This is a genomic window from Streptomyces sp. P13-3-3 (assembly GCF_050571355.1).
Lineage (GTDB): Bacteria > Actinomycetota > Actinomycetes > Streptomycetales > Streptomycetaceae > Streptomyces > Streptomyces althioticus.
Map to the genome: position 1 here is coordinate 5,106,224 of NZ_CP192228.1, position 25,993 is coordinate 5,132,216.

A 25,993-nucleotide genomic window follows, 5' to 3' on the forward strand; every position below is an offset into this window, starting at 1 on the left:
CTGTCACCCGACCCCGGCCGGTTGGGTGACAGCCTCGCGCGTCCGGCCCTCAGGCGGCGGACCGCTGGACTTCCCGTGCGTAGCCGCTCGTCCCTGCGAACAGCCGCACCAGACTGTTGAGCCGGTACACCGGCTCACCCGGTTCGTCCGAGAAGCTGAGCAGTGCCTGGTCGACGAGGGCCTCGAGCCCCGCCTCAAGCGGCCCCGCCGCGAGACCGAGCGACCGGGCCGCCGACCGCACGGAGAAGACCTCCCGGTCGATCCGGGGCAGCAGCAGGAGCAGTCTGCGCTGGTCCTGGCCGAGACGGTCGACCGCCGCCGCCAGGCTGCGGGGCACGGACAGCCCGCGCGCCTGCAGCTCCCGCAGCCGGCCGTGCGGATCGGCGAGGCGGTCCGCGAACCGTCGCAGCGAGGAACTCGGCCGGGCAGCCAGGCGCGTCGCCACGATCCGTACGGCAAGCGGCAGGCCCGCGCAGTACAGGGCGATGTCCCTCGCGGCCTGCGGTTCCGCGGCGATCCGCGCCGGGTCCACGGCCGCCGACAGCATCTGGAAGCTCTCCTCGGCGCTGAGCGGTGACAGCACAAGGGTGTGCAGTCCGCCGATCGGCCCGAGCAGCGTCTGACTGGTGATCAGCACGCCCGGCTCGGGTGCCCCGGGCAGGAGCGGGGAGAGCTGCAGCTCGCTGACCGCGTCGTCCAGGAGGATGAGGATCCGCCGCCCCGCGGTCCGGGTCCGGTACAGCCTGACCAACTCGTCGAGGTTCGACTCTCCGGCTCCCACCGGCTCCCCGAGGGAGCGCAGCATCCCGACCAGGAGGTCACGCGGATCGACGGGCAGGCCGTCCGGGCGTCTGAGATGCACGTACAACTGGCCGTCGGGGAAGTCGTCGATGCACTCGTTGGCCGCCCGTACGGCGAGTGCGGTCTTGCCGATGCCCGGCATGCCCGCCACCAGGAACCTTCGGGTGTGCCAGGACCGGTCCTCGGCCGGCGGAAGCAGCCGGCGCAGCTCGGCCAGCTCGGCCCGCCGGCCGGTGAAGTCCGGTATGTCCGCGGGCAGCATGGCGGGGGGAGCCGTCCGCACCGCCGCGCGGCGGGCGGGCGCTGCCACCAGGGGGTCGCCGGTGAGGACGGCCTGATAGACGGAGGTCAGCTCGGCGCCCGGATCCACGCCCAGCTCGTCCGCGAGCACCCGGCGCCCCTCGTGGTACGCGGTGAGCGCGTCGGCCTGCCGTCCGCATTGGTAGAGCGCCTTCATCAGATGCGCCCGCATCCGCTCCCGCACGGGGAACTCGGCGACCAGAGCGGTGAGTTCGGGGATCACCTCACGGTGCCGGCCCAGTTCCAGATCGGCCTCGATCCGGTTCTCCAGCGTCACTGCGCGGGCTTCCTCCAGGCGGGGCAGCTCGGCGTCGGCCAGGAACTCGGTGACATTCGACAGCGCGGGGCCGCGCCACAGGTCGAGGGCGTCGTGCAGCAGCGCGCAGGCCCGCTCCACGTCGCCCGCTTCCTGCGCCTCGGTGCCGAGCCGGCTGAGCCGCTCGAACTCGAGGAAGTCCACCCGGGCGTTGCTGGTGTCCAGCGCGTAGCCCGGCAGCCGGCGCTCGATCCGCACGCTCTCGCCGAGCCGCATGCGCAGCCGCGAGATGTAGGTGTAGATCTGCGCACTCACCGTGGCCGGCGGGCTCCACCCCCACAGCAGTTGGCTGAGTTGCGCGTCGGAGACCACCCGTCCCCGGGCGAGCAACAGAGCCGCAAGCACCGTCTTGACCTTGGTCCCCGACAGAACGACCGGTTCGCCGTCTCTGCGGGCTTCCACCGGACCGAGAATCCGGAAGTCCATGACACCCCCTGTTTGGATGCTTTCCGCTGCCCAGTCTGTGAGCGGACGAGCCCGTTCGGGGGGTTCGGGGCCTGTCAGGAGGCTGCGGTGACAGGACCTTGCGAGCGCGGCGGCGTGGCCTCCCGGCACGTTGTCTCGTTCAGCGGGCCGGGCCGGAGTGCGCCGAGGGGCCGCGGTGGCAGCTGCCACCGCGGCCCCTCCGGGCGGCCGGGTCAGACGTCGGCACCGGCCATGGCGTGCACCAAGCTGAGCGGCCGCATGTCGGTCCAGTTCTGCTCCACGTACTCCAGGCAGGCGGTGCGGGTGTCCTCGCCGTGCACGGCCTTCCAGCCGGCCGGGATCTCCGCGAACGCCGGCCACAGGGAGTGCTGCCCCTCATCGTTGACGAGTACGTAGTAGGTTGCCTCGTCGTTCTCGAACGGATTCGCCACGGTTTCCACCTCACACGTCAGTGATTGCGGTCCGCACGATCGTCGCGCCCGGCTCTATACGAATCCTGCGGCAACCGGCGGGGGGGCCCGCGCGTCGCTCACGGCGAGCGCGGTGACGGGGTGACGCGGTGGCAGGGAGTGACCTCTGGCCGGAAGCTGCCGCCGCGTTCGTCCGCACGCCAGGTCCGGTCCACCACGGGCCGGCGAGCGGTGGGGTGTACAGCTACGCGACCAGCGGCTCCCACCAGGCGCGGTTGTCGCGGTACCACCGCACGGTCTCCGCGAGCCCTGCGCGGAAGTCCTTGCGCGGCGCGTAACCGAGCTCGCGGCGGATCTTGCCCCAGTCGACCGAGTAGCGGCGGTCGTGGCCCGGGCGGTCGGCGACGTACTCGACCTTGGTCTCCCAGTCGGCACCGCACGCGTCGAGCAGCAGCGCGGTCAGCTCCCTGTTGGACAGTTCGGTGCCGCCGCCGATGTTGTAGATCTCGCCCGGCCTGCCCTGGGTGCGCACCAGGTCGATGCCCTGGACGTGGTCGTCGATGTGCAGCCAGTCGCGGACGTTGCCGCCGTCGCCGTACAGCGGGACCTTCCTGCCGTCGAGCAGGTTCGTCACGAACAGCGGGATGAGCTTCTCGGGGAAGTGGTGGTGCCCGTAGTTGTTGGAGCAGCGCGTGACCCGCACGTCCAGGCCGTGGGTGCGGTGGTAGGACAGGACGAGCAGATCGCTTGCGGCCTTGGACGCCGAATAGGGCGAGTTGGGGGACAGCGGGTGCGTCTCCGGCCACGAGCCCTCGTCGATCGAGCCGTAGACCTCGTCGGTGGAGACATGCACGAACGTACGGCCGCCCGCCCGGTGCGCCGCCTCGACCAGCGTGTGCGTGCCGACCACATTGGTCCGGACGAACTCGGCGCCGCCGTCGATCGACCGGTCGACATGGGACTCGGCGGCGAAGTGCACCACCTCGTCGTGCTCGGCCATCAGCTTCGCGACCAGGCCGGCGTCGCAGATGTCGCCGTGCACGAACGAGAAGTCGGGATGGTCCTCGACCTCGGCGAGGTTGGCGGGATTGCCCGCGTAGGTGAGCAGGTCGAGCACGGTGATCGACACGTCGCCCGGGCCGTCGGGGCCCAGCAGCGTACGCACGTAGTGGGAGCCGATGAAACCGGCACCGCCGGTGACGAGTATCCGGGAGCTCACGACGAGATCTGGACCTTACTGTGATCACCGAGCACGAGCCGGTGGGCGGACGGGGTACGGGGAGCCGGCGTGACCTCGACGTCACGGCCGATGAGCGAGGCCTCGACCCGGCGGACACCGCGGACCGAGGAACCGCGCAGAACGATGGAGTACTCGATCTCGCTCTCCTCGATCAGGCAGTGCGCGGAGACCGAGGTGTACGGGCCGATGTAGGCGTCGCGCACGACCGTGCCCTCGCCGATCACGACCGGGCCGACGATCCGGCTGCCGACGACCTCGGCGCCCTCCTCGATCACCACGCGGCCGATGACCTCGGAGCCCTGGTCGACCCGTCCGTGCACGAACGGGTCGAGCGTCTCCAGGACGGAGCGGTTGACCTCCAGCATGTCGGCGGTGTTGCCGGTGTCCTTCCAGTAGCCGGAGATCGCGGTCGAGCGGACCGTGCGGCCGTGGTCGATCAGCCACTGGATGGCGTCGGTGATCTCCAGCTCACCGCGCCAGGACGGTTCGATGACACGGACGGCCTCGTGGACCGCCGGGGTGAAGAGATAGACACCGACCAGGGCGAGGTCGCTCTTGGGCCGCAGCGGCTTCTCCTCCAGGCCGACCACGTTTCCCGCGGCGTCGAGCTCCGCGACACCGAACGCCGTCGGGTCGGTGACCCGCGTGAGCAGGATCTGCGCGTCGGGCCGATCCGTGCGGAAGGCGTCGACCAGCGAGCGAATACCGCCGACGATGAAGTTGTCGCCGAGGTACATCACGAAGTCGTCGTCGCCGAGGAAGTCACGGGCGATCCGCACCGCATGGGCGAGTCCGAGCGGGGACGCCTGCGGGATGTAGGTGACCTTCAGACCGAACTGGGCGCCGTCACCTACGGCTTCACGGATCTCCTCGGCGGTGTCACCGACGATGATCCCCACCTCGACGATGTCGGCCTCGGCGATGGCCTCCAGGCCGTAGAAGAGCACCGGCTTGTTCGCCACCGGCACCAACTGCTTGGCCGAGGTGTGGGTGATCGGGCGCAGCCGGGTGCCCGCGCCCCCGGCCAGGACCAAAGCTTTCATGGAACTCTCCATACTGTGCTGTCGAGCCGCTGAGGGACGGTGCGTGAGAGGGACGGCCGGCACAGAGGGACTGCCCGGAGCGTGCCGAAAGCCCTAGCCGGTGACGGTCTCGATGAGCCGGCGCACGATCGCGTGGCGGCCGGCGTCGTGGCGGCCCAGGAACTCCCGGAGCCGCTCGGCGTGCCGGTCACTGCTGCACTGCAGGGGATGGACGACCGCGAAGTGGCCCTCCTCCTCGACGTAGGTGAGTTCGCGCAGCATGGGGACGGCCGGGTCGGTGACGAACGTCTCCAGACCGGTCAGCGCCTCGTCGACGCTCATGCCGCGCGGCGTCACCAGCTCACCGGCGTCCGCGATCGCGCGGTAGAAGCCGAGCATCTCCGCGGCGAAGCAGGCGCGCAGCTCGTCCTGCACCGCCGGGGTGTCGATGGCTTCGGAGAGCTTCGTGCAGGTCGCCTCGTCGGGCAGCGTGCCGAGGGTCAGCCGGTGGCTGACGGTCATGGTGCGCCGTCGTGAGGTGTCGCGCAGGTACATCCGGACGGTACGGTCCAGCACCGTGGTGAAGCGCTCACCGGCGTCGGCGAGCCGAAGCCACAGATCCCAGTCCTCCATACCGATGTGATCGGTGGTCCAGCCCCCGACGCTCTCCGGGAGCCCGCGCACATGGCCCACGCGGGACGGCTCGTACAGCGGCCACAGCAACTGGAGCTGCGGATGCCACAGGCCGTTGAGCGGGTGGGAGCGGTACTGCTCCTCGTCCTGCTCGTTCATCCCGATGCTCGCCGTCGCCACCAGACGCGCCCCGGCGTCGAACTCCCGCTGGAGTACAGCCAGATGGTCGGGGAGCCACTCGTCGTCGTAGTCGAGATAGGCGATGGCCGGTGCGGTGGAGGCGGCCAGCCCGATGTTGCGGGGCCCGCCGGGATGGCCGTGCCGTTCGGTACGGATCAGTTGGACGCGCTCGTCCTCGTAGGAGAGCACCACGTCGTCCGTGTCGTCGGTGCATCCGTCGGACACCACGATCAGGCGCCAGTCCTCGAAGGTCTGGGCGAGTACGCTGTCGATGGTCGGTCGGATGGCCTCGGACCGGTTCCAGGCCGGGCAGATCACATCTATCGCTGCCGTACTCAAGGGCTTCCTCGCAGACTCCTCAAGACGGCCCTCGTGCCGTCCTCGGTACCATCGGCGCCCTGCCTACACAGCGGCTATACGGGCGGGGCGCCGTCGCGTCCCCAAGACCGGCGCGGAGGTCAGGCGAAGACGACGGTGCGCTGCCCGTTGGGCAGGACCCGGCGCGTGCTGTGCCACTCGACGGCCCGCGCCAGTGCCTGGCACTCCACGTCCCGCCCGATCGCCACCAGCTGCTCCGGCGTGACGGCATGGCTGACCCGCCGCACCTCCTGCTCGATGATCGGGCCCTCGTCGAGGTCGGCGGTCACGTAGTGCGCGGTGGCGCCGATCAGCTTCACCCCGCGCGCGTGCGCCTGGTGGTAAGGCTTGGCGCCCCTGAAGCTCGGCAGGAAGGAGTGGTGGATGTTGATGATCCGACCGCTGAGCTGCTTGCAGAAGTGGTCCGAGAGGATCTGCATGTAGCGCGCCAGCACGACCAGTTCGACCTGCTCGGCCTCGACCAGGTCGAGCACCTGTTGCTCCGCGAGGGCCTTGCCGTCCTTCGGCACCGGGATGTGGTGGAAGGGCAGGTCGTACGTGCCCACCAGGTCGCGGAAGTCGGGATGGTTGGAGACGACGCCGGCGATCTCCACCGGCAGCGCACCGGTCCGCGACCGGAAGAGCAGATCGTTGAGGCAGTGCCCGAACTTGCTGACCATCAGCAGGATCCGCATGCGGTCCTTCACCCGGTGAACCTGCCAGTCCATGCGGAAGGTGTCACCGACGGCGGAGAAGCTGGCGCGCAGCTTCTCGACCGGGACCGATGCCTCAGCCGAGAACGCGACCCGCATGAAGAACAGCCCGGTGTCGCGATCGCCGAACTGCTGGCTGTCCTCGATGTTGCATCCCGTCATGAACAGGTAGCTGGACACGGCGTGCACGACGCCTTGCTTGTCGGGGCAGGAGAGGGTGAGGACGTAGTGCTCGGCGGGCATGGGCGTCTCTGATGCGTCGTGTCCGGCGACCTGACCGGACCGATGGCAGGACGGTGCGAAGCCACCCGAGCGCGTGCGTCCATTTTTTTCATACGTGCGGTGGTGGGGCCCGCTTCCGAGAACGGCGGCGCGTCCGGTGACGTACCCACAGGAGCTGGGCGCCCGTGCCGAAGGCGGCGGCGAGGGCGTGGCAGACCGCGTCCGCCCGTGACGTCGCCCCGCGCCCGCGGGTCGGCGGGCAGGCCGCGGAAATCCAGTCCCGCCTCGTGCGCGAGCGGCGCGAACGTGTCCGTGGCGGCGAGGGTGACGTCGTACCCGGCGCGGCGCAGTTCGGCGCCCAGCCCCGTGTACGGAGCGACGTCACCCCGCGACCCGGCCGCCGCGATCACGATTCTCATCGGCTCTCCTCGGCATCGGTGCGGTCACCGGCGTGGCGGGCCGCGTTGGCGTGGACCGCCTTGCACAGGTAGGCGGCCAGGCCCGGGCGTTGCTGCGAGGGCGGGACGACCAGGGCGAAGGCGCGCGGGTCGGCGACGAAGTCGTCCGCGATGCGCCGGTGCATGTCGGGCGGGCAGGAGGTGAACCAGCGCGCGATGTGCAGCCGGTGCTCCTCGGCGAGGTCCGTGGCCCGCCCGCCGCGGCTCGGCTCGCCCTCGTCGAAGGCGGCGAGCAGCTCAGCCCGCCAGGCGGCGGCCTCGCCCATGAGGCGCCGCCAGTCCTCCTTGGTGTGGGCGTCCGCGCGCGCCATCGCCTCGCGCTGCCCGTCCGAGTGCGCCCACTTCAGTTCCGCCTCGGTGGCGTAGCTCAGGTCGAAGGCGACGTCGCCGAAGACCTCGAAGCGTTCCTCGGGGGTCAGGGGCACGCCGGTCCGCTGGACCTCGATGGCCCGTTCCGCGACCTCGGCCAGCCGCCGGAGCCTGGCGATCTCCTCGTTCAGCCGCCGCAGCCGGTCCTGGAGCCGCTCCAGGGCGTTCGCCTGCGGGTCCTCCAGGAGCGAGGCGATCTCGTCCAGGGGGAAGCCGAGTTCGCGGTAGAAGAGGATCTGCTGGAGGCGGACCAGGTCGGCCTCGCCGTAGAGCCGGTATCCGGCGCGGCTGCGGTCGCTGGGCGAGAGCAGTCCCGCCTTGTCGTAGTGATGCAGGGTCCGCACCGTCACCCCGGCGAAGGCCGCGACCTGCCCCACTGAGTAGCTCATCCGTCTGCCCTTTCGTCGGACACAGCCTCAAGCCTGACGCGAGGGGAGGGTCAAGCCGCACCCGGCCATGACGCCGACGTGGCCGGGTGCGGCAGCCACGTGGCGGCCGTACGCGCCACAGCCACGGGAGAGGCCGCGCTTGCGACGTGAGCCGCGCGACACGGCTCGGGACACGGGTGTCGCCCGCCGTTTCCGGGGCACGTTGCGTTCGTCGTGAACCGGTGCCGGCGTCCCCGGACGGCCCCGCACGCACCGCACGACAGCGCACGCGCGTGGCCGAGGAGCGGTCCGGCATGAGGGGAAGGGTGTCGCGTGGAGCGATCTGGTCTGCCGGGAGACGGCGTCGGCGCGCAGGTGTTCACCTCCGATCCGGAGGTCGGCGCCGACCTCGCCCGGGTGGACTGGGCGGCCACACCGCTCGGCCCGCCGGAGGAGTGGCCGCAGAGCCTGCAGACCGCCGTCAGCATCCTGCTCTCCTCCCGGTTCCCCATGTGGATGGCGTGGGGCGAGGAGCTGACGTTCTTCTGCAACGCCGCCTACCGGCGCGACACCCTCGGCCGAAAGTACCCGTGGGCGCTGGGGCGCCCCGCGAGCGAGGTGTGGGCGGAGATCTGGGGCGACATCGGCCCGCGCATCGAGGCCGTGCTCGGCACGGGCCGGGCCACCTGGGACGAGGGGCTGCTCCTCTTCCTGGAGCGGTCCGGCTACACCGAGGAGACGTACCACACGTTCTCCTACAGCCCGCTGCGCGACGACGACGGCGACGTCGTCGGCATGCTGTGCGTGGTCAGCGAGGAGACCGAGCGGGTCATCGGCGAGCGGCGCATGGCCACCCTGCGCGACCTCGGCTCCGACCCCAGTGTGATCCGCACCGAGCAGGAGGTGCTGGCCTTCGCCGACCGGCAGCTGTCCCGCAACCCGCAGGACCTGCCCTTCACCCTGACCTACCTGTTCGACGGCGACGACGCCCGGCTCGCCGGCGCGAGCGGGGTCACCCCCGGCACTCCCGTCGCGCCCCGCGTCCTGCCCGTGGGCCGCGGAGAAGGCGACGACCGGGCCGGGGACGGGACCGTCTGGCCCGTCGCCGCGCTGGCCGACGGGGAGGCGCGCCTCGTCCCGCTGACCGGCGCGCCCTTCGAAGGGCTGCCCGGCGGCGGCTGGCCCCAGCCGCCCGTGGAGGCGCTCGTGGTGCCCCTGCTCCAGCAGGGCAGCGCGCCGTACGGCTTCCTCGTGGCCGGCCTGAACCGCTATCGCGACCTGGACGAGCGCTACCGGGGGTTCGTCGAGCTGGCCGCCGGACACATCGCCTCGGGCATCGGCAGCGCCCGCAGCTACGAGGCGCAGCAGCGGCGCGCGGAGGAACTCGCCGAGCTCGACCGGGCCAAGACCACCTTCTTCTCCAACATCAGCCACGAGCTGCGCACCCCGCTCACCCTGATCATGGGCCCGGTCGAGGAGCTGCGGACCCGGCTCGCCGACGCGGGCGACGACGTGACGACGGAACTCGACGCCATCCACCGCAACGGGCTGCGGCTCGGCAAACTCGTCAACACGCTGCTCGACTTCTCCCGCATCGAGGCCGGCCGCATGCAGGCCCGCTACGAGCCGGTCGAACTCGGCGCGGTGACGGCGGAGCTGGCCAGCGTCTTCCGCTCGGCCGTCGAACGGGCCGGCCTCACCTTCGACGTGGACTGCCCCGCCCTGGACGAACCCGTGCACGTGGACCGCACCATGTGGGAGAAGGTGATCCTCAACCTCCTCAGCAACGCGCTGAAGTTCACCTTCGAGGGCACCGTCCGCGTGACCGTGCGCCGCGCCGGCCGGCACGCCGTGATCACCGTGGCCGACACCGGGACCGGCGTGCCGGAGGCGGAGATGCCCCGCCTGTTCGAGCGTTTCCACCGCATCGAGAACGCCCGCTCCCGCTCCAACGAGGGCAGCGGCATCGGACTGGCCCTGGTGCGGGAACTCGTCGGGCTGCACGGCGGCACGATCGACGCCGAGAGCACCGAGGGCAAGGGCACCGTCTTCACCGTCCGCGTGCCGTTCGGCACCGCGCACCTGCCCGAGGGCTCCGTGGTGCCGGAGCCGGCCGTCACCAGGGCCTCGGGCACCGCCGACCCGTACGTCCACGAGGCCCTCCGCTGGCTCCCGGCGGGCACGGCGGGAGACGACGGCCCGGAGGAGGCGGCGGCCGCCCCGCTCGGGTCGGACGCCGGTCCCACCCGCAGCGCCCGCGTGCTGGTCGCCGACGACAACGCCGACATGCGCGAGTACCTCACCCGCATCCTGACCGCCGGGGGATACGAGGTCACCGCCGTCACCGACGGCGTCGAAGCCCTCGACGCCGCCCGCCGCCGCACGCCCGACCTCGTCGTCAGCGACGTGATGATGCCCCGGCTGGACGGGCTGGAGCTGGTGACCCGGCTGCGCGGCGACTCCCGCACGGCCTCCGTGCCGGTGCTGCTGTTGTCGGCCAGGGCCGGGCAGGAGGCGTCGATCGAGGGACTGCGGGCCGGCGCCGACGACTACCTGGTGAAGCCCTTCGCCGCCGCCGAACTGCTCGCCCGGGTCCGCGCCAACGTCGAACTGGCCCGGCTGCGCGGCCACCACCTGCGCTGGCGCACCGCGCTCATCGACTCGCTCCAGGAGGCGTTCTTCGTCTGCGACGAGTCCGGCGCCGTCGTGGAGATCAACGCGGCCTTCACCGACATCCTCGGCTACGGCCCCGAGGACCTGCCGTACGCCCCGGTCCACCCGTGGTGGCCGGACGCGGTCACCGACCCGGGCGCGCACGCGCAGGTCGGCGAGGCCTTCGCCGGTCTGCTGGTGAACCCGCGCGGCTCGTACACCGTGCCGGTCACCCGCAGCGACGGCCGCCGCCGGTGGATCGCCGTGAACTACAACAAGGCCGAGGACCCGGACACCGGACGCCGCGTCACCGTCGGCACCTTCCGCGACGTCACCGCCGAGCACTACGCCGTCCAGCGGGAGACGGCGCTCGCGGCGCTCAGCACCTCGCTGTCCCGCGCCTCCAGCATGCCCGAGGCGCTGTCCGGCGCCCTGGACCGGCTGCGGTCCCTGTGGCACGCGGACTCCGTGCTGGCCGCCGTCTTCGACGGGGACGACACCCCGGCGCTCACCGCGACCGACCCGGGCCTGCGGTGGGAGGACCTGCCGGAGGCACGCCGGGAACGGCTCGACGCGCTGCGCGGCCGCTCCCCGCTCACCGTGGTCACCGAGGACAGCGGCGCGGGCGTCCTGCTGGAACACCCGCAGGGCCCGCTGACCCTGTGGGTCGACCTGGGCGGGAACCGGCCGTTCACCTCCGAGGACCAGCTGCTGCTGTCGCTGCTGTCCGGACACCTGGCCCAAGGCCTGGTGCGGGCGCACCAGATCGACCAGCAGCGGGAGGCCGCGATCGCCCTCCAGCGCGCCATCCTCGGCCCCGCCCGGCTCCCCGACGGGTTCGCCGTACGGTACGAACCCGCCTCGCGACCGCTGGAGGTGGGCGGCGACTGGTACGACACCGTCACCCTGCCGGACGGGCGCATCGGCATCGTCGTCGGCGACTGCGTCGGACGCGGCCTGGAGGCGGCCAGCGTCATGGGACAGCTGCGCAGCGCCTGCCGTGCCCTGCTGCTCCAGGATCCCAGCCCCGGCCGCACGCTGGCGGCGCTCGACCAGTTCGCGGCCGGTGTGACGGGCGCGCTGTGCACGACCGTCTTCTGCGGGGTGCTCGACCCCGCCACCGGAGAACTCACCTACTCCAGCGCCGGACACCCGCCGGGCATCCTCGTGCACGGCGACGGCACCGTACGGCTGCTGGAGGAGGGACGGTCGCTGCCTCTCGCCGTACGACCGGGCCGTCCACGCCCGGAGGCCACGTGCTCCCTGCCCGCCCGGGCCACGCTGCTGCTGTACACCGACGGTCTCGTCGAACGCCGGCGGCTGCCGCTCAGCACCGGCATCGAGGAGGCGGGCGACGCCGTGCAGGAGGGCCGCGACATGCCCGTCGAGGACCTCGCCGGCGCCGTGATGGCGAGGCTCGCGCCGGCCGGCGGGTACGACGACGACGTGGCGCTGCTGCTGTACCGTCACCCCGCGCCGCTGGACATCACCTTCCCGGCCGAGTCCTCCCAGCTCGCCCCGGTCCGCAGGGCGTTGCGGAGCTGGCTCGCCCAGTGCGAGCTGCCGCCGAATGCGGTGCAGAACGTCCTCGTCGCCGCCGGCGAGGCGTGCGCGAACGCCATCGAGCACGGCCACCGGTACGCGCCGGGGGACGACGTACGGCTGCGCGCCGTGGCCCTGGTGGACACCCTGCGGGTCACGGTGGCCGACAGCGGCCGGTGGAAGGACCCGCAGCCCGCCGCGAACACGCACCGCGGCCGGGGCATGCCCCTGATGCGGGCGATGATGCAGCACGTCACCGTCTCTCCCGGCCCGTCCGGCACCACCGTCGACATGCAGATGAGGATCGCCTGATGACAACCCCGCTCACGCTCGCGCCCGGACGGGGTCCGGACGGCGCCGTCCGTCTCGTCGTCGGCGGCGAGATCGACATGAGCAACGCCGGTCGTCTGGCCGAGGCCCTCGACAGCCGCCCCGGCCCTCTCGTCGTGGACCTGACGGAGGTGGAGTATCTCGACAGCGCCGGGCTGAGCGTGCTGTTCGCCCACGCCGACCGGCTGGAACTCGTCGTTCCCCCGCTGCTCGAGCCCGTCCTCAGCGTCTCGGGTCTCGCCGCGCTGGCCACCGTCCACCGCTCCGGCGACCAGGACCGGGACCGGGACCGGCCCCGGCCGCAGGGTTGACCGAGCCGGACGGGGGAAACCGCATGGTGCCCGTCCACTCCACACGTCCGTGCGGCGGTGACGCCCGCCGCCGCACGCCGTTCCGGAGCCCGACCGTCCAGGAAAGATGCCCCAGGTGAGTGAGGCCCTCGACACGACCGTCCGGTACACCGGCAAGCACACCGCCGTGATCGTCGTCAGCGGAGACGTCGATCTGCACACCGCGCCCCTGCTGCGGGTGGAGGCGCTGACCGCGATGACACGCGGCGCCCGGCACCTCGTCCTCGACATGGCCGAGGTGGACTTCGTCGACTCCACGGGCCTGAGCACCCTGATCGTCGTGCTGCACGCCACCCAGGAGCCGGGCGGCTCACTCCGCGTCGCGCGCGTGCCCGAGCGTCTGGTGCGCATGGTGACCATGACCGGTATCGCCGAGCTGCTCCCCGTGCACGACACGGTCGCGGACGCGCTGGCGGCGCTGGGCGTGGACGACGACGCCGCCCACGAGGGCGCGGACGGCGCCGCGGACCCGGGCGGGGGCGCGTCCGCCGACCGGCGCGCGGACACGTCCGCGACGGCGCGCGCCGACCTGGACACGGACGTGTCCGCGTCCGTGAGCGGTGTCCCGGAGCCGGACGCGTCCGTGAGCGGTGTCCAGGACACGTACGCGTCCGCGACGGCGCGCGCCGACCTGGACACGGACGTGTCCGCGACCGTGAGCGGTGACCAGGACACGCACGCGTCCGCAACCCTAAGCGGTGACCAGGACACGGACGCGTCCGTGACCGTATGCGCCGGACGGAACGCACAGGCGTCCACGACCGTGTGCGCCGACCGGGGCGCGGACGTGTCCGTGACCGCGTCCGCGGACCCTTGCGCGGACGTGACCGCGTCCGCGGACCGGGGCGTCGACGATGCCGTCGGCGGGGCCGGGCCGTCCCAGTGAACCGCCCCTCACGGACCCTCGCCCTCGCACCGGCGGACGGTCCCTCCCTCCGCTCCGGCCACCCCCGCTCCGGCCACCCCGGCCCCGGCCGCCGGCGCCGCCCCGCGTTCGTTGCGCCACATCCCGTCATGGGCGGCGCCGTCCGGGGCATCCGGGACGCCAGGACACACGGTCCGGCGGCGGAGAAGGACCGGCGCCGGGGGGAAAGCGGCGCCGGCCCGGTACACGCTCCGGCGGAGGGAACGAGATGAGACCTGAGCGGGAGCCGCGGACAGGGGAGGGTTCGCGCCCGTCACCGGCCGTACGGGACCGGGACGACGACCTGTCGGTGCTGTTCGGCACGTCGACGGCGCTGTTCGCCTCCGTGGCGGGCCCCGCCCATGTGCTGGAGGCCGCGAACCCGGCGTTCTTCACCGCCATCGGGGGCGGGCAACGGGCACGCACCGGTGTGCCGCTCGGCGATCTGATGCCCGAGCTGGAGGGCCAGGGCTTCCTCCGGCTGCTCGACCAGGTCTACCGGACGGGGGAGCGGCACGTCGGCCGGGACACCCGCGTCGTCATCGGCGTCGGCCGCCACGCCCGTGAGGCGTACGTCGACTTCACCTACGAGGCCCGCCGCGACACCGGCGGCAACGTCGTCGGCGTCCGCATGATCGGCGTGGAGACCACCCAGGCCAAGCACGCCCGGCGGCTGGCCGCCGAACAGCGCGCGCTTCTGGAGCAGATCGCCCGTCAGGCGCCCCTGCCGGAGGTGCTGGAGGGCATGTGCCGGGTGATCGAGGAGCTGTCCCCCGACGTCATCGTCTCGGTGCTGCTCGCGGACGAGGAGGGCCGGCGTCTGCATCACGGCGCCGCGCCCAGCCTGCCCGCCTTCTACAACCAGGCCATCGACGGCATCGCCACCGGCGAGGGCATCGGCTCGTGCGGCACGGCCGCCCACCGCCGGAGCAAGGTGATCGTCACCGACATCGCCACCGACCCGCTGTGGGACGACTTCCGTGAGCTGGCCGGCCGGGCGGGACTGGCCGCGTGCTGGTCCACCCCGATCCTCGGGCGCGACGGGCGGGTGCTGGGCACCTTCGCGATGTACCACCGCACACCGCGCGCCCCCCTGGACACCGACCTCGCGCTGGCCAGCCTGTTCGTCGACACCGCCGCCCTCGCCGTCGAGCGGCACCAGGCGGAGCTGGCGCGGCGGACGGCCGACGCCCGGGAGAAGGCGGCCCGCGACGACCTCTCCTACCTGCTGACCGTCAGCACCGCGCTGGCCGGACCGCTCGACGAGGGGCAGACGCTGCGGCGCCTGGCCGAACTGGCCGTCCCGGCGCTGGCCCCGCTCGCCGCGGTGGACGTCGTGGAGGCCGGGCGGGTGCACCGGGTGGCGTCCGCCGCCACGACCGGGCGCGCCCGTGAACTGCTCGCCTCCCACAGCGGCGTCCGCGAGACGGAGGGCGACGCCGTCGCGCGGGTCCTGGCCACCGGCCTCACCGAGGTGGCCCGGCGCACCCCGGCCGGTCCCGGCCCGTGGGAGGAGCTGGGCGTCACCGGGTACCTGTGTGTGCCGCTCATGGACCGCGAGCGGCCCTTCGGCGTGCTCAGCCTCTACGCGACGGACGACACGGCGCTCGACGGCCACCGGATCGCGCTGGCGGAAGAGGTGGCCCGCCGCGCCGCCTCGGCCGCGCACAACGCGCGCCAGTACGCGCAGCGCGCCGCCCTCGTCCGCGACCTCCAGACCGGCCTGCTGCTGCCGGACCTGCCCGACGTCCCCGGCGCGCAGGTGGCGGCCTTCTACCATCCGGCGGGCCAGGGGCTCGACATCGGCGGCGACTTCTACGACGTGTTCCCGCGGGGGGACGGCAGCTGGTCGTTCGTCCTCGGTGACGTCTGCGGGCGCGGCGCCAAGGCCGCCACCACGACGGCCCTGGTCCGGCACACCGCCCGTGCGGTCGCCCCGCTCCTCGACGACCCGGTCGCCGTCGTCGAGGCCGTCGACAGAGCGTTGAACGACCGCACCTCCCAGCAGAACAACGGCTTCGTGACCCTCGTGCACGGTCATCTGACGCCGGTCGAGGACGGCCTCGCCGTCGAGCTCGTGCGGGCGGGCCACACCCTGCCCCTCCTGCTGGACGCCGGTCACACGGTGACGCCGGTCGAGGCCCACGGCGGCCTGATCGGCATCGGCATCCCGCCCCGGCTGGACGCCGTCCGCTTCACGCTGCGCCCCACGGAGAGCCTCGTGCTGTACACCGACGGCATCACCGAGTGCCGGGCCGCGGGCACGGAACAGTACGGGGACGCACGCCTGCTCAAGGCCCTGGCCTCGACCCCGGCCCGCCCGACCGCGACGGACATCGTGCGGAGGCTGACGGAGGACATCCGGGCGTTCACGAACGGGCGGACGGTCGACGACGACCAGGCGGCGCTGGTGGTGACGGCGGGGGAGCCGTCGCCGCGCGGGCGGTAAGGCCGGACCGCTTCCCGGGCCACGCCGTCTCCCGGGCCGGGTCCCCTCACGCAGGAGCCGGTGCAGCCCGGCCACGGCGCGGTTGAGTATCGGCGACGCGTCCGGCACCGAAGCCTGCCGAAACTTTCGATCTCATCGCAGGTGCTTGCGTGCCGATCAGTTGCGGGCGCACGCGCCTGGGTGACGGTATGCGGCCGTAATAGTGCCTGACCTGCGCTTATGAGTGATCCGATCACGTGCGCGTGACGGGGAAGTTTCCGAAAGATTGCCGAAACTATTGACACGCTCATGGCGCTCTACGAACACTGTGGCCACCGCACGACAGCCAACCCCCGTGCCCCAGGCGTTACTTGGGCGTCACGGTGGTCGGCCCTGCAAGGCAGCGGGTGGCAGCAGCCGCCCGGCCCCCCCACCAGCCTTCATCGGGAGGACGCATGAACCAGGACGGCAAGCGGTACGAGTCCGAGCAGAACCCGCCCCCCTTCAGCGGCCTGAGCCGGCGTGGCTTCCTCGTCGGCACCGGCGCGGGCGCCGCCGCGGCCGTCGCCGGGTCCGGGCTGCTGCTGCCCGGCACCGCGCACGCCGCCACCACCATCACCACCAACCAGACCGGGTACGACGGCATGTACTACTCGTTCTGGACCGACGGCGGCGGCTCCGTCTCCATGACGCTCAACGGCGGCGGCAGCTACAGCACCCAGTGGACCAACTGCGGCAACTTCGTCGCCGGCAAGGGCTGGGGCAACGGCGGACGCCGGACGGTCCGCTACAACGGCTGGTTCAACCCGTCGGGCAACGGCTACGGCTGCCTCTACGGCTGGACCTCCAACCCGCTCGTCGAGTACTACATCGTCGACAACTACGGCAGCTACCGGCCCACGGGCGAGTTCCGGGGCACCGTCTACAGCGACGGCGGCACGTACGACATCTACAAGACGACCCGGTACAACGCCCCCTCCGTCGAGGGCACCCGCACCTTCGACCAGTACTGGAGCGTCCGGCAGCAGAAGGTGACCAGTGGCTCCGGCACCATCACCACCGGCAACCACTTCGACGCCTGGGCGCGCGCCGGGATGAACCTCGGCGAGTTCCGGTACTACATGATCATGGCGACCGAGGGCTACCAGAGCAGCGGCAGCTCCAACATCACCGTCTCCGGCTGACCCCGGACACCTCGCCCTCCCCGGCCGGCGGTCTCACCCTGCGAACCGCCGGTTGGGGAGCTCCACTCCGCCCGCCATCATGTGGGCCATGCACAGGCCGACGCCCCGCCTCCGGACCCCCGAGTGGTTCACGGCCGACGGGTCGGCCCTGAACGTCGCCCTCGTGTATCCGATGCGGGGGCCCGCGGGCATCTTCGGACCCACCTGCGAGTCCTGCGCACGGCTCGCCGCCGAGGAGGTCAACAGGGCCGGCGGCGTGCTCGGCAGGGAGTTACGGCTGCTGGAGGTCGACGGGGGCGCCGATCCACGGCAGGTCGCCGACGAGGTCGAGGCCCTCGTCGCCACCGGCGCCGTGCACGGCGTCACCGGCTGGCACATCTCCTCCGTACGGCAGGCCGTCGCCCCGCGCATCGCGCACCGCGTGCCGTACGTCTACACCGCCCTGTACGAGGGCGGCGAGCGCACCGACGGCGTCTACCTCGCCGGCGAGACACCCTCCTGGCAGCTGCTCCCCGCGATGCGGCTGCTCGCCGAGGAGCGAGGCGTGCGCCGCTGGTTCGTCGTCGGCAACGACTACGTGTGGCCCCGGCGCACCGCCCGCGCCGCCCGGCGCTACGCCCGCGAGAGCCGGGGACGCGTCTGCGGCGAGGAGTATCTCCCGCTCGGCACCGACGAGTTCGCCGCGTTGCTGCGGCGCATCGAGCGCGCCGACGCCGACGGGGTGATCGTGCTCCTCGTCGGCAGCGACGCCGTCCGCTTCAACCGCGCGTTCGCCGCAGCAGGACTCGACCGGCGCTGCCTGCGGCTGTCCACGCTCATGGACGAGAACATGCTGCTGGCCAGTGGCCCCGAGGCCACCGTCGACCTCTTCAGCACGGCCGGGTACTTCGCCTCGCTCGCCGACGGCAACACCCTCGACTTCCACGGACGGTACGCCGCCCGCTTCGGCGTCGACGCGCCCGTGCCGGGCAGCCTCGGCGAGTCCTGCTACGAGGGCGTGCTGCTGCTCGCCGCGCTCGTCGAGCGGGCCCGCACCCTCGACGTGTCCGCCATCGGCGCGGCCGCCGGCGACGTCCGCTACGAAGGGCCGCGCGGGCTGCTCGGCCTCGACGGACGGCATGTGCGCCAGCGCATCTATCTCGCGCGGGCGGACGGCCTGGACTTCACCGTCCTCGCCCAACTGCGCGCGCCCCGGCAGCTCTTGTGATCCCCTCCGCCGGAGTCCCCTCCCACGCGTCGCCGAGCCGCGCCAGCAGGGTCCGCAGCGCGTCCTCGTCCTCCGGGGCCAAGGGTTCCGCCTCCGCCCACCGCGCCCGCACCGCGCGCGACACCTGCTGCCACCGCTCCAGGCCCCGCGGGGTGAGCTGCGCCAGGACACGGCGCCGGTCCGCAGGATCGATGCGGCGGAACACCAGGTTGTCGTCGACGAGCTGGTCGACCAGCTTCGTCAGCGTCGGCGCCGGCAGGAACGCGTGCTCGGCGACGGCGGTCATGTTGTGCCCCGCGCCGTCGGAGAGCAGGTCGAGCACCCGCCACGCCTCAGCGGAACAGCCGAACTCGTCGAGCACGGACCGGATCCGCTCCACCGAGAGGCGCTCGGCCCGCGTCAGCAGATGAAGCAGTTCCTCGGGCCGCCGGGGCCGCCTCGCCATCGCACTCCTCAGCATGCGTCCGGGGTACGCCCCCGCCCTGGGGACACGTCGAGCGTACCTGCCAACGGCACGCGTATTACAGGGCATTGACGCGAACTGATCCTTTCCCGTGAAAGCAATAAAGGGACGCGAAAAAGCCGTTGGATACGGTTCGTCAATTGCGCGGAAACACCGGGGAAACAGTTCCGCCCCAGGCTGTGGACGCACTTCGGCGACCGGCCCGGAGGGCCCGCCCACTCCGTCCCCAGTTCCCTCAAGAGCCCTTCTGGGCAAGGAGGTTCCGCATGTCCGGCCTCAGCATCAGCAGGCGCGGTCTTCTGACCGGTCTCTCCGTCCTCGGCACCTCCGCCGCTCTCGGCGCGTGCGGCGCCAAGACCGGGAGCGACACGTCCGCCGCCTCCGGCGCGAAGGCCGACACCTCCGGCGACACCGTGAAAGTGGGCCTGCTGAATTCGCTGTCCGGCACCATGGCCATCAGCGAGGTGACCGTGCACAACGCGCTTCTCCTCGCCGTCAAGGAGATCAACGCCGCCGGCGGGGTCCTCGGCAAGAAACTGAAGCCGGTCAGCCAGGACGGCGCCTCCGACTGGCCCACCTTCGCCGAGAAGGCGCAGACCCTGATCACCGAGGACAAGGTCGTCGCCACCTTCGGCTGCTGGACCTCCGCCAGCCGCAAGGCGGTCAAGCCGGTCTTCGAGCGGAACAAGTCGCTGCTGTTCTACCCGGTGCAGTACGAGGGCCTTGAGCAGTCCCCGTACATCTTCTACGTCGGCGCCACCACCAACCAGCAGATCGTGCCCGGCCTGGACTACCTCAAGAAGCAGGGCCTCACCCGGCTGTACCTGGTCGGCAGCGACTACGTCTTCCCGCGCACCGCCAACAAGGAGATCCGGGCGTACGCGAAGGCCAACGGCATGGAGGTGGTCGGCGAGGACTACGCGCCGCTCGGCTCCACCGAGTTCAGCACCATCGTGAACAAGGTCAAGGGCGCCGGCGCGGACGCCGTGTTCAACACCCTCAACGGCGACAGCAACGTGGCCTTCTTCAAGGAGTACAAGTCCGCCGGGCTCACCGCGAAGAGCCTGCCGGTGCTGTCGGTGTCGATCGCCGAGGAGGAGGTCAAGTCCATCGGCACCCAGTACCTGGAGGGCCAGCTCACCGCCTGGAACTACTACCAGACCACCCCCGGCGCGGCGAACGCCGCGTTCGTGAAGGCGTACCAGGCGGCCTACGGCAAGGACAAGCCGACGTCGGACCCGATGGAGGCCGCCTACACCTCCGTGCACCTGTGGGCGGCGATGGTCGAGAAGGCCGGCTCCTTCGACGTGGACGACGTGAAGGCCGCCGCCGACGGCATCACCTTCGACGCCCCCGAGGGCAAGGTCACCGTCGACGGCGCCACCCAGCACGTCCACAAGACGGCGCGCATCGGCAAGGTCGGCGCGAACGGCCTGATCACCGAGGTGTGGAACTCGGGCGCCCCGATCAAGCCGGACCCGTACCTGAAGGGCTACGACTGGGCCTCCGGCCTCTCCTGAGCCCGCCGGTCCCTCACGGCGGCGCCCCGCCCCCCGGCAGGCCGGGCCCGCCTCGGGCCCGCCCCGCGCCCGCACCCCCCGTTCCCGACCCGGAGCCGCCTCATGACGGTCGTCCTCAACCAGTCCTTCACCGGCATCAGCATCGGTGCCGTGCTGCTGCTCATCGCCCTCGGACTCACCCTCACGTTCGGGCAGATGGGCGTCATCAACATGGCGCACGGCGAGTTCATCATGGCCGGCGCCTACACCACCTACGTGCTCCAGCAGGCGGTCGGCGGCGCGGGCGTCTCCCTGCTCGTCGCCCTGCCGCTCGCCTTCCTCGTCGCCGGAGCGACGGGCGCCCTCCTGGAGTGGCTGCTCATCCGGCGGCTGTACACCCGCCCGCTGGACACCCTGCTGGTCACCTGGGGCGTCTCCCTGATGCTCCAGCAGCTCGCCCGGGACGTCTTCGGCGCCCCCAACGTGCAGACCACCGCCCCCGACCTGCTCACCGGGCACATCACCGTGGGCGGTGTCACCCTCGCCAACAACCGGCTGTTCATCCTCGGCCTCGCCCTGCTGTGCGTCCTCGCCCTCACGCTGATCCTGCGGCTCACCCCGCTCGGGCGGCGCATCCGGGCCGTCGTCCAGAACCGCGACCTCGCCGAGGTGTCCGGCATCGCCACCGGGCGCGTCGACCGCACCACCTTCTTCATCGGCTCGGGCCTCGCGGGCGTGGCCGGCGTCGCGCTCACCCTCGTCGGTCCGATCGGCCCGACGATGGGCACCAACTACATCGTCGACGCCTTCCTCGTCGTGGTCGTCGGCGGCATCGCCCAGCTCAAGGGCGCCGTCATCACGGCCTTCGCGCTCGGGGTGCTCCAGTCGGTGCTGGAGTACTCCACCACCGTCAGCGTCGCCAAGGTCGTCGTGCTCGTCGCGATCGTCGTGTTCCTCCAGTGGCGACCCCAGGGCCTGTACACACTGCGCACCCGGAGCCTCGCATGACCACAACGACACCCCCGGCCGGGAAGACGGCCACGAAGCCACCGGTCACCGAGCCCCCGGCGCCGCTCCTGGAACGCTTCCGCGTCCCCGGCGCCTTCCTCCTCGGCGCCCTGCTCCTGCTCGGGATCGCCCCGCTCGTCCTCTCCGACTTCCGGCTCAACCTCCTGGCCAAGTACCTGTGTTACGCCATCGTCGCCGTCGGCGTCAGCCTCGCCTGGGGCCGCGGCGGGCTGCTGGTCCTCGGCCAGGGCGTCTTCTTCGGACTCGGCGGCTACGCCATGGCGATGCACCTCAAGCTCGCCGACGCCGCCGTCACCGGCGAGACCCTCCCCGACTTCATGCGGCTCTACGGCACCGGCGACGCGCTGCCGTGGTGGTGGAAGCCGTTCGCGAACCCGGCCTTCGCCCTCGCGATGACCGTGCTGCTGCCGATGGCGGTGGCCGCGCTGCTCGGCTTCTTCGTCTTCCGCCGCCGGGTCAGGGGCGCGTACTTCGCGATCCTCAGCCAGGCGCTGGCCGCCGCGTTCGCCATCTGGCTGGTCGGCCAGCAGGCCACCACGGGCGGCACCAACGGCCTCACCGACATCCAGGGCTTCTTCGGCTACGACCTGGGCGACCCGGTCAACCAGCGGATGGTGTACGTGATCGTCGCGGCCGTGCTCCTGCTGCTGATGGCCGCGGCGCGCCAGCTCTTCGTCAGCCGCTACGGCGAACTCCTCGTGGCCGTACGGGACTCGGAGGAGCGCGTGCGCTTCCTCGGCTACAACCCCGCCAACGTGAAGCTGGTGGCGTACGTCGTCGCGGCCGGCATGGCGGGCCTCGCCGGCGCCCTCTTCGTGCCCGCCGTCGGGATCATCTCCCCGGCGCTGATCGGCATCGTGCCGTCCATCGGCTTCGTCATCGGCGCGGCCGTCGGCGGGCGCGCGAGTCTGCTGGGCGCGGTCGTCGGCGCGATCGCCGTCGCCTGGACCCAGTCCACGCTGTCGGACGCCTACCCCGCCGCGTGGACCTACCTCCAGGGACTGCTGTTCGTGGTGGCCGTCGGCTTCCTGCCCGGCGGACTCGCCTCCCTGGTGACCGTGCTGCGGCGGAAACGGCACACCCACGACCCCGCGACGGAAGGAGCGGCATGAGCGGCGAGGGACTGACCGTACGCGGCCTGCGGGTGACGTTCGACGGGTTCACGGCCGTCGACGGCGTCGACCTGGACATCCTCCCCGGTGACCTGCGCTTCCTCATCGGACCCAACGGCGCCGGCAAGACCACCCTCGTCGACGCGGTCACCGGTCTGGTCAGGGCGAGCGGGTCGGTCCGCTTCGGCGGTGAGGAACTGCTGGGGCGGCCCGTGCACCGCGTCGCGCGCCTCGGGATCGGCCGCACCTTCCAGACCGCGACGGTCTTCGAGGAGCTGACCGTCCTGCAGAACCTCGACATCGCGGCCGGGGCAGGGCGCGGTCCGCTGACCATGCTGCGCCGCCGCAAGGGCGTCCCCGAGGAGGTGACCCGCGCGCTGGAGACCACCGGCCTCACCGCCCTGCGCGACCGCCCGGCGGGCGTGCTCGCGCACGGCCAGAAGCAGTGGCTGGAGATCGGCATGCTGCTGGTGAAGGACGTACGGCTGCTGCTGCTCGACGAGCCCGTCGCCGGCATGAGCCACGACGAACGCGAGGCCACCGGGCGGCTGCTGCGGCGGATCAGCGGGGACCGCACGGTCGTCGTCATCGAGCACGACATGGACTTCATGCGCTCCTTCGCGCGCAGCGTCAGCGTCCTGCACGCCGGCAAGGTGCTGAGCGAGGGCTCCGTCGCCGAGGTGCAGGCCGACGCCCGCGTCCAGGAGGTCTACCTGGGCCGCGCCTCCGAGCCGGAAGCCCAGGCCGCCGCCGTACCCGTCCCCGAGGAGGCGTGACACCCATGCTGCGAATCCAGTCCGTGCGGGCCGGGTACGACCGCACCACCGTGCTGCACGGAGTGACCGTCGAGGTGCCGGAGGACGGTGTCGCGGCCGTCCTCGGCCACAACGGCGCCGGCAAGAGCACCCTGCTGCGCACCGTCATGGGGCTCGTCCCGGCGTCCGCCGGCACGGTCCTGCTGGACGGCGAGGACATCACCCGCCTCGCCCCGCACCGGCGGGTCGCCCGCGGGGTGGCGTACGTGCCGCAGGGACAGCAGTCCTTCCCGCACCTCACCACCGCGGAGAACCTCCAGCTCGTCGCCGACGGCCGCCCGGACGGCAAGGAGGCCGTCGCCGAGGCGCTGGACCTCTTCCCCGTCCTGCGCGAGCTGTCCGGACGCCGGGCCGGCCTGCTCTCCGGCGGCCAGCGCCAGCAGCTCGCCATCGCCCGCGCCCTGATCACCCGCCCCCGGCTGCTGCTCCTGGACGAGCCGACCGAGGGCATCCAGCCGTCCGTGGTCGCCGAGATAGAGGAGACCGTCCTCGCCCTGACCCGGCGCGGCGGCCTCTCCGTCCTCCTCGTCGAACAGCACGTCGGCTTCGCCATGCGCGCCGCCCGGCGGTACTACGTCCTGGAGGCCGGACGCGTCACCTCGTCGGGGGACGGGGGAGCGGAGGCGGAGGGGACGGTACGGGCGGCGCTCAGCGTGTGACGCGTCAGGAGTTGAGCACCCAGATGCCCAGGTTGAGGGAGGCGGCGTAGGTCACCCAGGCCGCGTACGGCAGGAGCAGCACCGCGGCGGCCCGGCGCCTGCGCGCGAACGCCACGACGGTGGCGACCAGCGCGAGCCACAGGAAGCAGATCTCGGCGAACGCCCAGCCGTAGGCGTCGGCGGCGAAGAAGAGCGGGGTCCAGGCCAGGTTCAGCGCGAGCTGGACGGACCAGAGGATCATGGCGGGCCTGCGCCCGACCCTCTCGTCGCTGCCGCGCAGGGCGAGCCAGGCGGCGACGGCGATGGTGCCGTAGAGGACGGTCCACACGGGTCCGAAGAGCCAGCCGGGCGGGGCCCAGGGCGGCCGGTCGAGCGCCTGGTAGGTGTCGCCGGAGTCGGCGGCGGCCAGGCTGCCCAGCGCGGCCACCGCGTAGCACACCGCGAGCAGGAGCAGCAGCGTCGGCCATCCCGGGCGGCTGCGGGCGGTCGGCCGGCGGGTCTCCTCGCTCAGCAGGTCGGCCATGGGGTCCTCCGATCGGTCACCGGGAGCGGGTGCCCGGAGGGGGAGCACCCACACGGCTCGTTCCCCCTCCGGTTCCGCCGGGAGGCGACGCCGGTTGCGTCGGCCGGGGGACAACGGCTTCCTCGAGGGGCTGTGCCCGCCGGTCGCGGGTACCGGCGAAGGGAGGGCCGCGCGGGCGGCCGCGTCCCGACCTTCCCGGCTGCGGCCGGGCGGCCCACCGAGGAGCAGCATGAGCGAGCACCGTCGCGGGGCGCCGGACGTGGTCGTCGTGGGCGCGGGCCTGGCGGGGCTGGCGTGCGCGCTGGACCTGTGCCGTGCCGGCCGGCGGGTGGCGCTGCTGGAGGCGTCCGACGGCGTGGGCGGCCGGATGCGCACGGACCGGCGGGACGGGTTCCTGCTGGACCGCGGGTTCCAGGTGTTCAACACCTCCTACCCGCAGGTGAAGCGGCGCCTGGACCTCGGAAGCCTGCGCCTGCGGCCGTTCACGGCGGGTGTCGTCGCGCACACCTCGCGGGGCCCCGTCCGGCTCGTGGACCCGACCAGGGAGTCCGGCGCGTCGGAGGCCCTGACGCCGGGGCGGCTTCCCGGGGCGCGCGACCTGGCCGCGCTGGCCGGGCTCACCGCCTGGGACGCCCTGCTGCCGGCGTCGGCCGTCAGACGGCGCCGGGACGGCTCCACCTCCCGGGCCCTGAAGCGGGCCGGGGTGTCGGACGCCATGGTCGACGAGATCCTCCGGCCGTTCCTCTCGGGCGTCTTCCTGGAGGACCGGCTGGAGACCTCCGCCCGCTTCTTCCACCTGGTGTGGCGCAGCATGGTCCGCGGCTCCCTGTGCCTGCCGGCCCGGGGCGTCGGGGCCGTGCCCGCCCAGCTGGCCGCCGGCCTCCCGGACGGCGTCCTGCGACTCGGCACGCCCGTCTCCTCCCTCACCGACGACGGGGTGCTGACGGAGGACGGCAGCGAGATCCCGTCCCGTGCCGTGGTGGTGGCGACCGAACCGGCGACCGCCGCACTGCTGCTGCCGGGGCTGCCCGTGCCCGCCACCCGCACCGTCACCACGTACCACCACGCCGCCGACGCGAGCCCCGCCGACGAACCCGTCCTCCGGGTGGACAGCACCGGCACCGTCCTGAACACCTGCGTGCTCTCGCGGGTCGCCCCCACCTACGCCCCCGAGGGCACCGCGCTGATCTCCACGTCCGTCCTGGGAGCCGACGAACCGGGCAGGGAACGGACCGTGCTCCGGCGGCTCGCCGAGCTGTACGGCACCGACACGGGCGGCTGGCAGCGGGTGGACGTGCGCACGGTCGAGGGGGCGCTGCCGGCGATGGCGCCGCCCTGGCCGCTGAGCCGCACCACCCGTCTGTGGCCGGGCCGGTACGTGTGCGGGGACCACCGGGCCACCGGCTCCGTGCAGGGCGCCCTCGCGTCGGGGACGCGCGCGGCACGGGAGGTGCTGGCCGACACGACGGCGTGATGTGACG

Annotated in this window: 21 protein-coding genes and 1 pseudogene; 12 read left to right on the forward strand and 10 right to left on the reverse strand. The window is 72.5% G+C overall.

Annotation, left to right across the window (positions count from 1 at the left end):
* Nucleotides 1–49: 49 nt before the first annotated feature.
* The 8 genes and pseudogenes from ACQZOG_RS23110 to ACQZOG_RS23145 all read right to left on the reverse strand — a co-directional run bounded on the left by ACQZOG_RS23110 (nucleotide 50) and on the right by ACQZOG_RS23145 (nucleotide 7,836).
* On the reverse strand, nucleotides 50–1,819 hold the full coding sequence (locus ACQZOG_RS23110) for an AfsR/SARP family transcriptional regulator (protein ID WP_203549980.1): 1,770 nt from the start codon (nucleotides 1,817–1,819) through the stop codon (nucleotides 50–52).
* Nucleotides 1,820–2,055: 236 nt separating this feature from the next.
* Entirely contained in the window at nucleotides 2,056–2,274 is a 219-nt protein-coding gene (locus ACQZOG_RS23115; protein WP_033277130.1) for an MbtH family protein, read from the reverse strand.
* A gap of 223 nt (nucleotides 2,275–2,497) precedes the next feature.
* Nucleotides 2,498–3,472, reverse strand: a complete 975-nt coding sequence (gene rfbB, locus ACQZOG_RS23120) for a dTDP-glucose 4,6-dehydratase (RefSeq protein WP_033277131.1) — start codon at nucleotides 3,470–3,472, stop codon at nucleotides 2,498–2,500.
* A complete protein-coding gene (locus tag ACQZOG_RS23125) occupies nucleotides 3,469–4,536 on the reverse strand; it encodes a glucose-1-phosphate thymidylyltransferase (RefSeq protein ID WP_033277132.1) in 1,068 nt (355 codons plus the stop codon). Before ACQZOG_RS23125 ends, rfbB begins: the two co-directional genes overlap by 4 nt.
* 93 nt (nucleotides 4,537–4,629) lie before the next feature.
* The gene (locus tag ACQZOG_RS23130) at nucleotides 4,630–5,667 is read right to left on the reverse strand and encodes a glycosyltransferase family 2 protein (protein ID WP_033277133.1); all 1,038 of its coding nucleotides are present in this window, start codon (nucleotides 5,665–5,667) and stop codon (nucleotides 4,630–4,632) included.
* A 119-nt stretch (nucleotides 5,668–5,786) separates the two neighbouring features.
* On the reverse strand, nucleotides 5,787–6,641 hold the full coding sequence (gene purU, locus ACQZOG_RS23135; RefSeq protein WP_033277134.1) for a formyltetrahydrofolate deformylase: 855 nt from the start codon (nucleotides 6,639–6,641) through the stop codon (nucleotides 5,787–5,789).
* Between the two features lie 191 nt (nucleotides 6,642–6,832).
* A pseudogene (locus tag ACQZOG_RS23140) lies at nucleotides 6,833–7,039 on the reverse strand (glycosyltransferase); the annotation flags it as partial.
* On the reverse strand, nucleotides 7,036–7,836 hold the full coding sequence (locus ACQZOG_RS23145; RefSeq protein ID WP_261675758.1) for a MerR family transcriptional regulator: 801 nt from the start codon (nucleotides 7,834–7,836) through the stop codon (nucleotides 7,036–7,038). The pseudogene ACQZOG_RS23140 and the gene ACQZOG_RS23145, both read right to left, overlap by 4 nt.
* A 312-nt stretch (nucleotides 7,837–8,148) precedes the next feature.
* On the opposite strand from ACQZOG_RS23145, the gene ACQZOG_RS23150 reads away from it, so the two are divergent.
* The 6 genes from ACQZOG_RS23150 to ACQZOG_RS23175 all read left to right on the forward strand — a co-directional run bounded on the left by ACQZOG_RS23150 (nucleotide 8,149) and on the right by ACQZOG_RS23175 (nucleotide 18,412).
* Nucleotides 8,149–12,321 (forward strand): SpoIIE family protein phosphatase, encoded by a 4,173-nt coding sequence (locus tag ACQZOG_RS23150; protein ID WP_037642115.1) that lies wholly within the window; start codon nucleotides 8,149–8,151, stop codon nucleotides 12,319–12,321.
* A complete protein-coding gene (locus ACQZOG_RS23155) occupies nucleotides 12,321–12,650 on the forward strand; it encodes an STAS domain-containing protein (protein ID WP_051724635.1) in 330 nt (109 codons plus the stop codon). The genes ACQZOG_RS23150 and ACQZOG_RS23155 overlap by 1 nt, the downstream gene beginning before the upstream one ends.
* 106 nt (nucleotides 12,651–12,756) lie before the next feature.
* Nucleotides 12,757–13,575: an anti-sigma factor antagonist gene (locus ACQZOG_RS23160; protein ID WP_430741763.1), complete on the forward strand. Its 819-nt coding sequence runs from the start codon at nucleotides 12,757–12,759 to the stop codon at nucleotides 13,573–13,575.
* Between the two features lie 247 nt (nucleotides 13,576–13,822).
* Complete coding sequence (locus ACQZOG_RS23165) at nucleotides 13,823–16,042, forward strand: SpoIIE family protein phosphatase (protein WP_359517814.1); 2,220 nt, start codon at nucleotides 13,823–13,825, stop codon at nucleotides 16,040–16,042.
* Nucleotides 16,043–16,476: 434 nt separating this feature from the next.
* Nucleotides 16,477–17,205, forward strand: coding sequence for a glycoside hydrolase family 11 protein (locus ACQZOG_RS23170; RefSeq protein ID WP_033277137.1), 729 nt, complete (start codon nucleotides 16,477–16,479; stop codon nucleotides 17,203–17,205).
* An 88-nt stretch (nucleotides 17,206–17,293) separates the two neighbouring features.
* On the forward strand, nucleotides 17,294–18,412 hold the full coding sequence (locus ACQZOG_RS23175; RefSeq protein ID WP_037642118.1) for a substrate-binding domain-containing protein: 1,119 nt from the start codon (nucleotides 17,294–17,296) through the stop codon (nucleotides 18,410–18,412).
* Here the strand turns inward: ACQZOG_RS23175 and ACQZOG_RS23180 are convergent.
* Nucleotides 18,369–18,857 carry a MarR family winged helix-turn-helix transcriptional regulator gene (locus ACQZOG_RS23180; protein WP_033277139.1) on the reverse strand — a complete coding sequence of 163 codons (489 nt, stop codon included), beginning with the start codon at nucleotides 18,855–18,857 and terminating at the stop codon, nucleotides 18,369–18,371. The genes ACQZOG_RS23175 and ACQZOG_RS23180 overlap by 44 nt on opposite strands.
* Nucleotides 18,858–19,141: 284 nt before the next feature.
* On the opposite strand from ACQZOG_RS23180, the gene urtA reads away from it, so the two are divergent.
* The 5 genes from urtA to urtE all read left to right on the forward strand — a co-directional run bounded on the left by urtA (nucleotide 19,142) and on the right by urtE (nucleotide 23,989).
* Nucleotides 19,142–20,395, forward strand: coding sequence for an urea ABC transporter substrate-binding protein (gene urtA, locus ACQZOG_RS23185; protein ID WP_037642120.1), 1,254 nt, complete (start codon nucleotides 19,142–19,144; stop codon nucleotides 20,393–20,395).
* A 102-nt stretch (nucleotides 20,396–20,497) separates the two neighbouring features.
* Nucleotides 20,498–21,382: an urea ABC transporter permease subunit UrtB gene (gene urtB / locus ACQZOG_RS23190; RefSeq protein ID WP_037642122.1), complete on the forward strand. Its 885-nt coding sequence runs from the start codon at nucleotides 20,498–20,500 to the stop codon at nucleotides 21,380–21,382.
* Nucleotides 21,379–22,515 carry an urea ABC transporter permease subunit UrtC gene (urtC, locus tag ACQZOG_RS23195; RefSeq protein WP_037642123.1) on the forward strand — a complete coding sequence of 379 codons (1,137 nt, stop codon included), beginning with the start codon at nucleotides 21,379–21,381 and terminating at the stop codon, nucleotides 22,513–22,515. Before urtB ends, urtC begins: the two co-directional genes overlap by 4 nt.
* Nucleotides 22,512–23,291 (forward strand): urea ABC transporter ATP-binding protein UrtD, encoded by a 780-nt coding sequence (gene urtD, locus ACQZOG_RS23200; protein WP_033277143.1) that lies wholly within the window; start codon nucleotides 22,512–22,514, stop codon nucleotides 23,289–23,291. Before urtC ends, urtD begins: the two co-directional genes overlap by 4 nt.
* Before the next feature lie 5 nt (nucleotides 23,292–23,296).
* Entirely contained in the window at nucleotides 23,297–23,989 is a 693-nt protein-coding gene (urtE, locus tag ACQZOG_RS23205) for an urea ABC transporter ATP-binding subunit UrtE (RefSeq protein WP_033277144.1), read from the forward strand.
* Nucleotides 23,990–23,993: 4 nt separating this feature from the next.
* Here urtE and ACQZOG_RS23210 read toward each other — a convergent pair whose 3' ends face one another.
* Nucleotides 23,994–24,512 (reverse strand): TspO/MBR family protein, encoded by a 519-nt coding sequence (locus ACQZOG_RS23210; protein WP_033277145.1) that lies wholly within the window; start codon nucleotides 24,510–24,512, stop codon nucleotides 23,994–23,996.
* 229 nt (nucleotides 24,513–24,741) lie between these two features.
* Between ACQZOG_RS23210 and ACQZOG_RS23215 the strand changes: the two genes are divergently transcribed.
* Nucleotides 24,742–25,986: an NAD(P)/FAD-dependent oxidoreductase gene (locus ACQZOG_RS23215; RefSeq protein WP_037642136.1), complete on the forward strand. Its 1,245-nt coding sequence runs from the start codon at nucleotides 24,742–24,744 to the stop codon at nucleotides 25,984–25,986.
* The last annotated feature ends 7 nt before the right edge of the window (nucleotides 25,987–25,993 follow it).

Bases quoted from the DNA above. Each gene is read 5' to 3' on its own strand.
- ACQZOG_RS23160 (WP_430741763.1), top strand. From the start codon at position 12,757: ATGCCCCAGGTGAGTGAGGCCCTCGACACGACCGTCCGGTACACCGGC.
- urtD (WP_033277143.1), top strand. From the start codon at position 22,512: ATGAGCGGCGAGGGACTGACCGTACGCGGCCTGCGGGTGACGTTCGAC.
- ACQZOG_RS23210 (WP_033277145.1), bottom strand. From the start codon at position 24,512: ATGGCCGACCTGCTGAGCGAGGAGACCCGCCGGCCGACCGCCCGCAGC.
- purU (WP_033277134.1), bottom strand. From the start codon at position 6,641: ATGCCCGCCGAGCACTACGTCCTCACCCTCTCCTGCCCCGACAAGCAA.
- urtB (WP_037642122.1), top strand. From the start codon at position 20,498: ATGACGGTCGTCCTCAACCAGTCCTTCACCGGCATCAGCATCGGTGCC.
- ACQZOG_RS23125 (WP_033277132.1), bottom strand. From the start codon at position 4,536: ATGAAAGCTTTGGTCCTGGCCGGGGGCGCGGGCACCCGGCTGCGCCCG.
- ACQZOG_RS23215 (WP_037642136.1), top strand. From the start codon at position 24,742: ATGAGCGAGCACCGTCGCGGGGCGCCGGACGTGGTCGTCGTGGGCGCG.
- ACQZOG_RS23165 (WP_359517814.1), top strand. From the start codon at position 13,823: ATGAGACCTGAGCGGGAGCCGCGGACAGGGGAGGGTTCGCGCCCGTCA.
- urtA (WP_037642120.1), top strand. From the start codon at position 19,142: ATGTCCGGCCTCAGCATCAGCAGGCGCGGTCTTCTGACCGGTCTCTCC.
- ACQZOG_RS23145 (WP_261675758.1), bottom strand. From the start codon at position 7,836: ATGAGCTACTCAGTGGGGCAGGTCGCGGCCTTCGCCGGGGTGACGGTG.
- urtE (WP_033277144.1), top strand. From the start codon at position 23,297: ATGCTGCGAATCCAGTCCGTGCGGGCCGGGTACGACCGCACCACCGTG.
- ACQZOG_RS23180 (WP_033277139.1), bottom strand. From the start codon at position 18,857: ATGGCGAGGCGGCCCCGGCGGCCCGAGGAACTGCTTCATCTGCTGACG.
- ACQZOG_RS23155 (WP_051724635.1), top strand. From the start codon at position 12,321: ATGACAACCCCGCTCACGCTCGCGCCCGGACGGGGTCCGGACGGCGCC.
- ACQZOG_RS23170 (WP_033277137.1), top strand. From the start codon at position 16,477: ATGAACCAGGACGGCAAGCGGTACGAGTCCGAGCAGAACCCGCCCCCC.
- ACQZOG_RS23175 (WP_037642118.1), top strand. From the start codon at position 17,294: ATGCACAGGCCGACGCCCCGCCTCCGGACCCCCGAGTGGTTCACGGCC.
- urtC (WP_037642123.1), top strand. From the start codon at position 21,379: ATGACCACAACGACACCCCCGGCCGGGAAGACGGCCACGAAGCCACCG.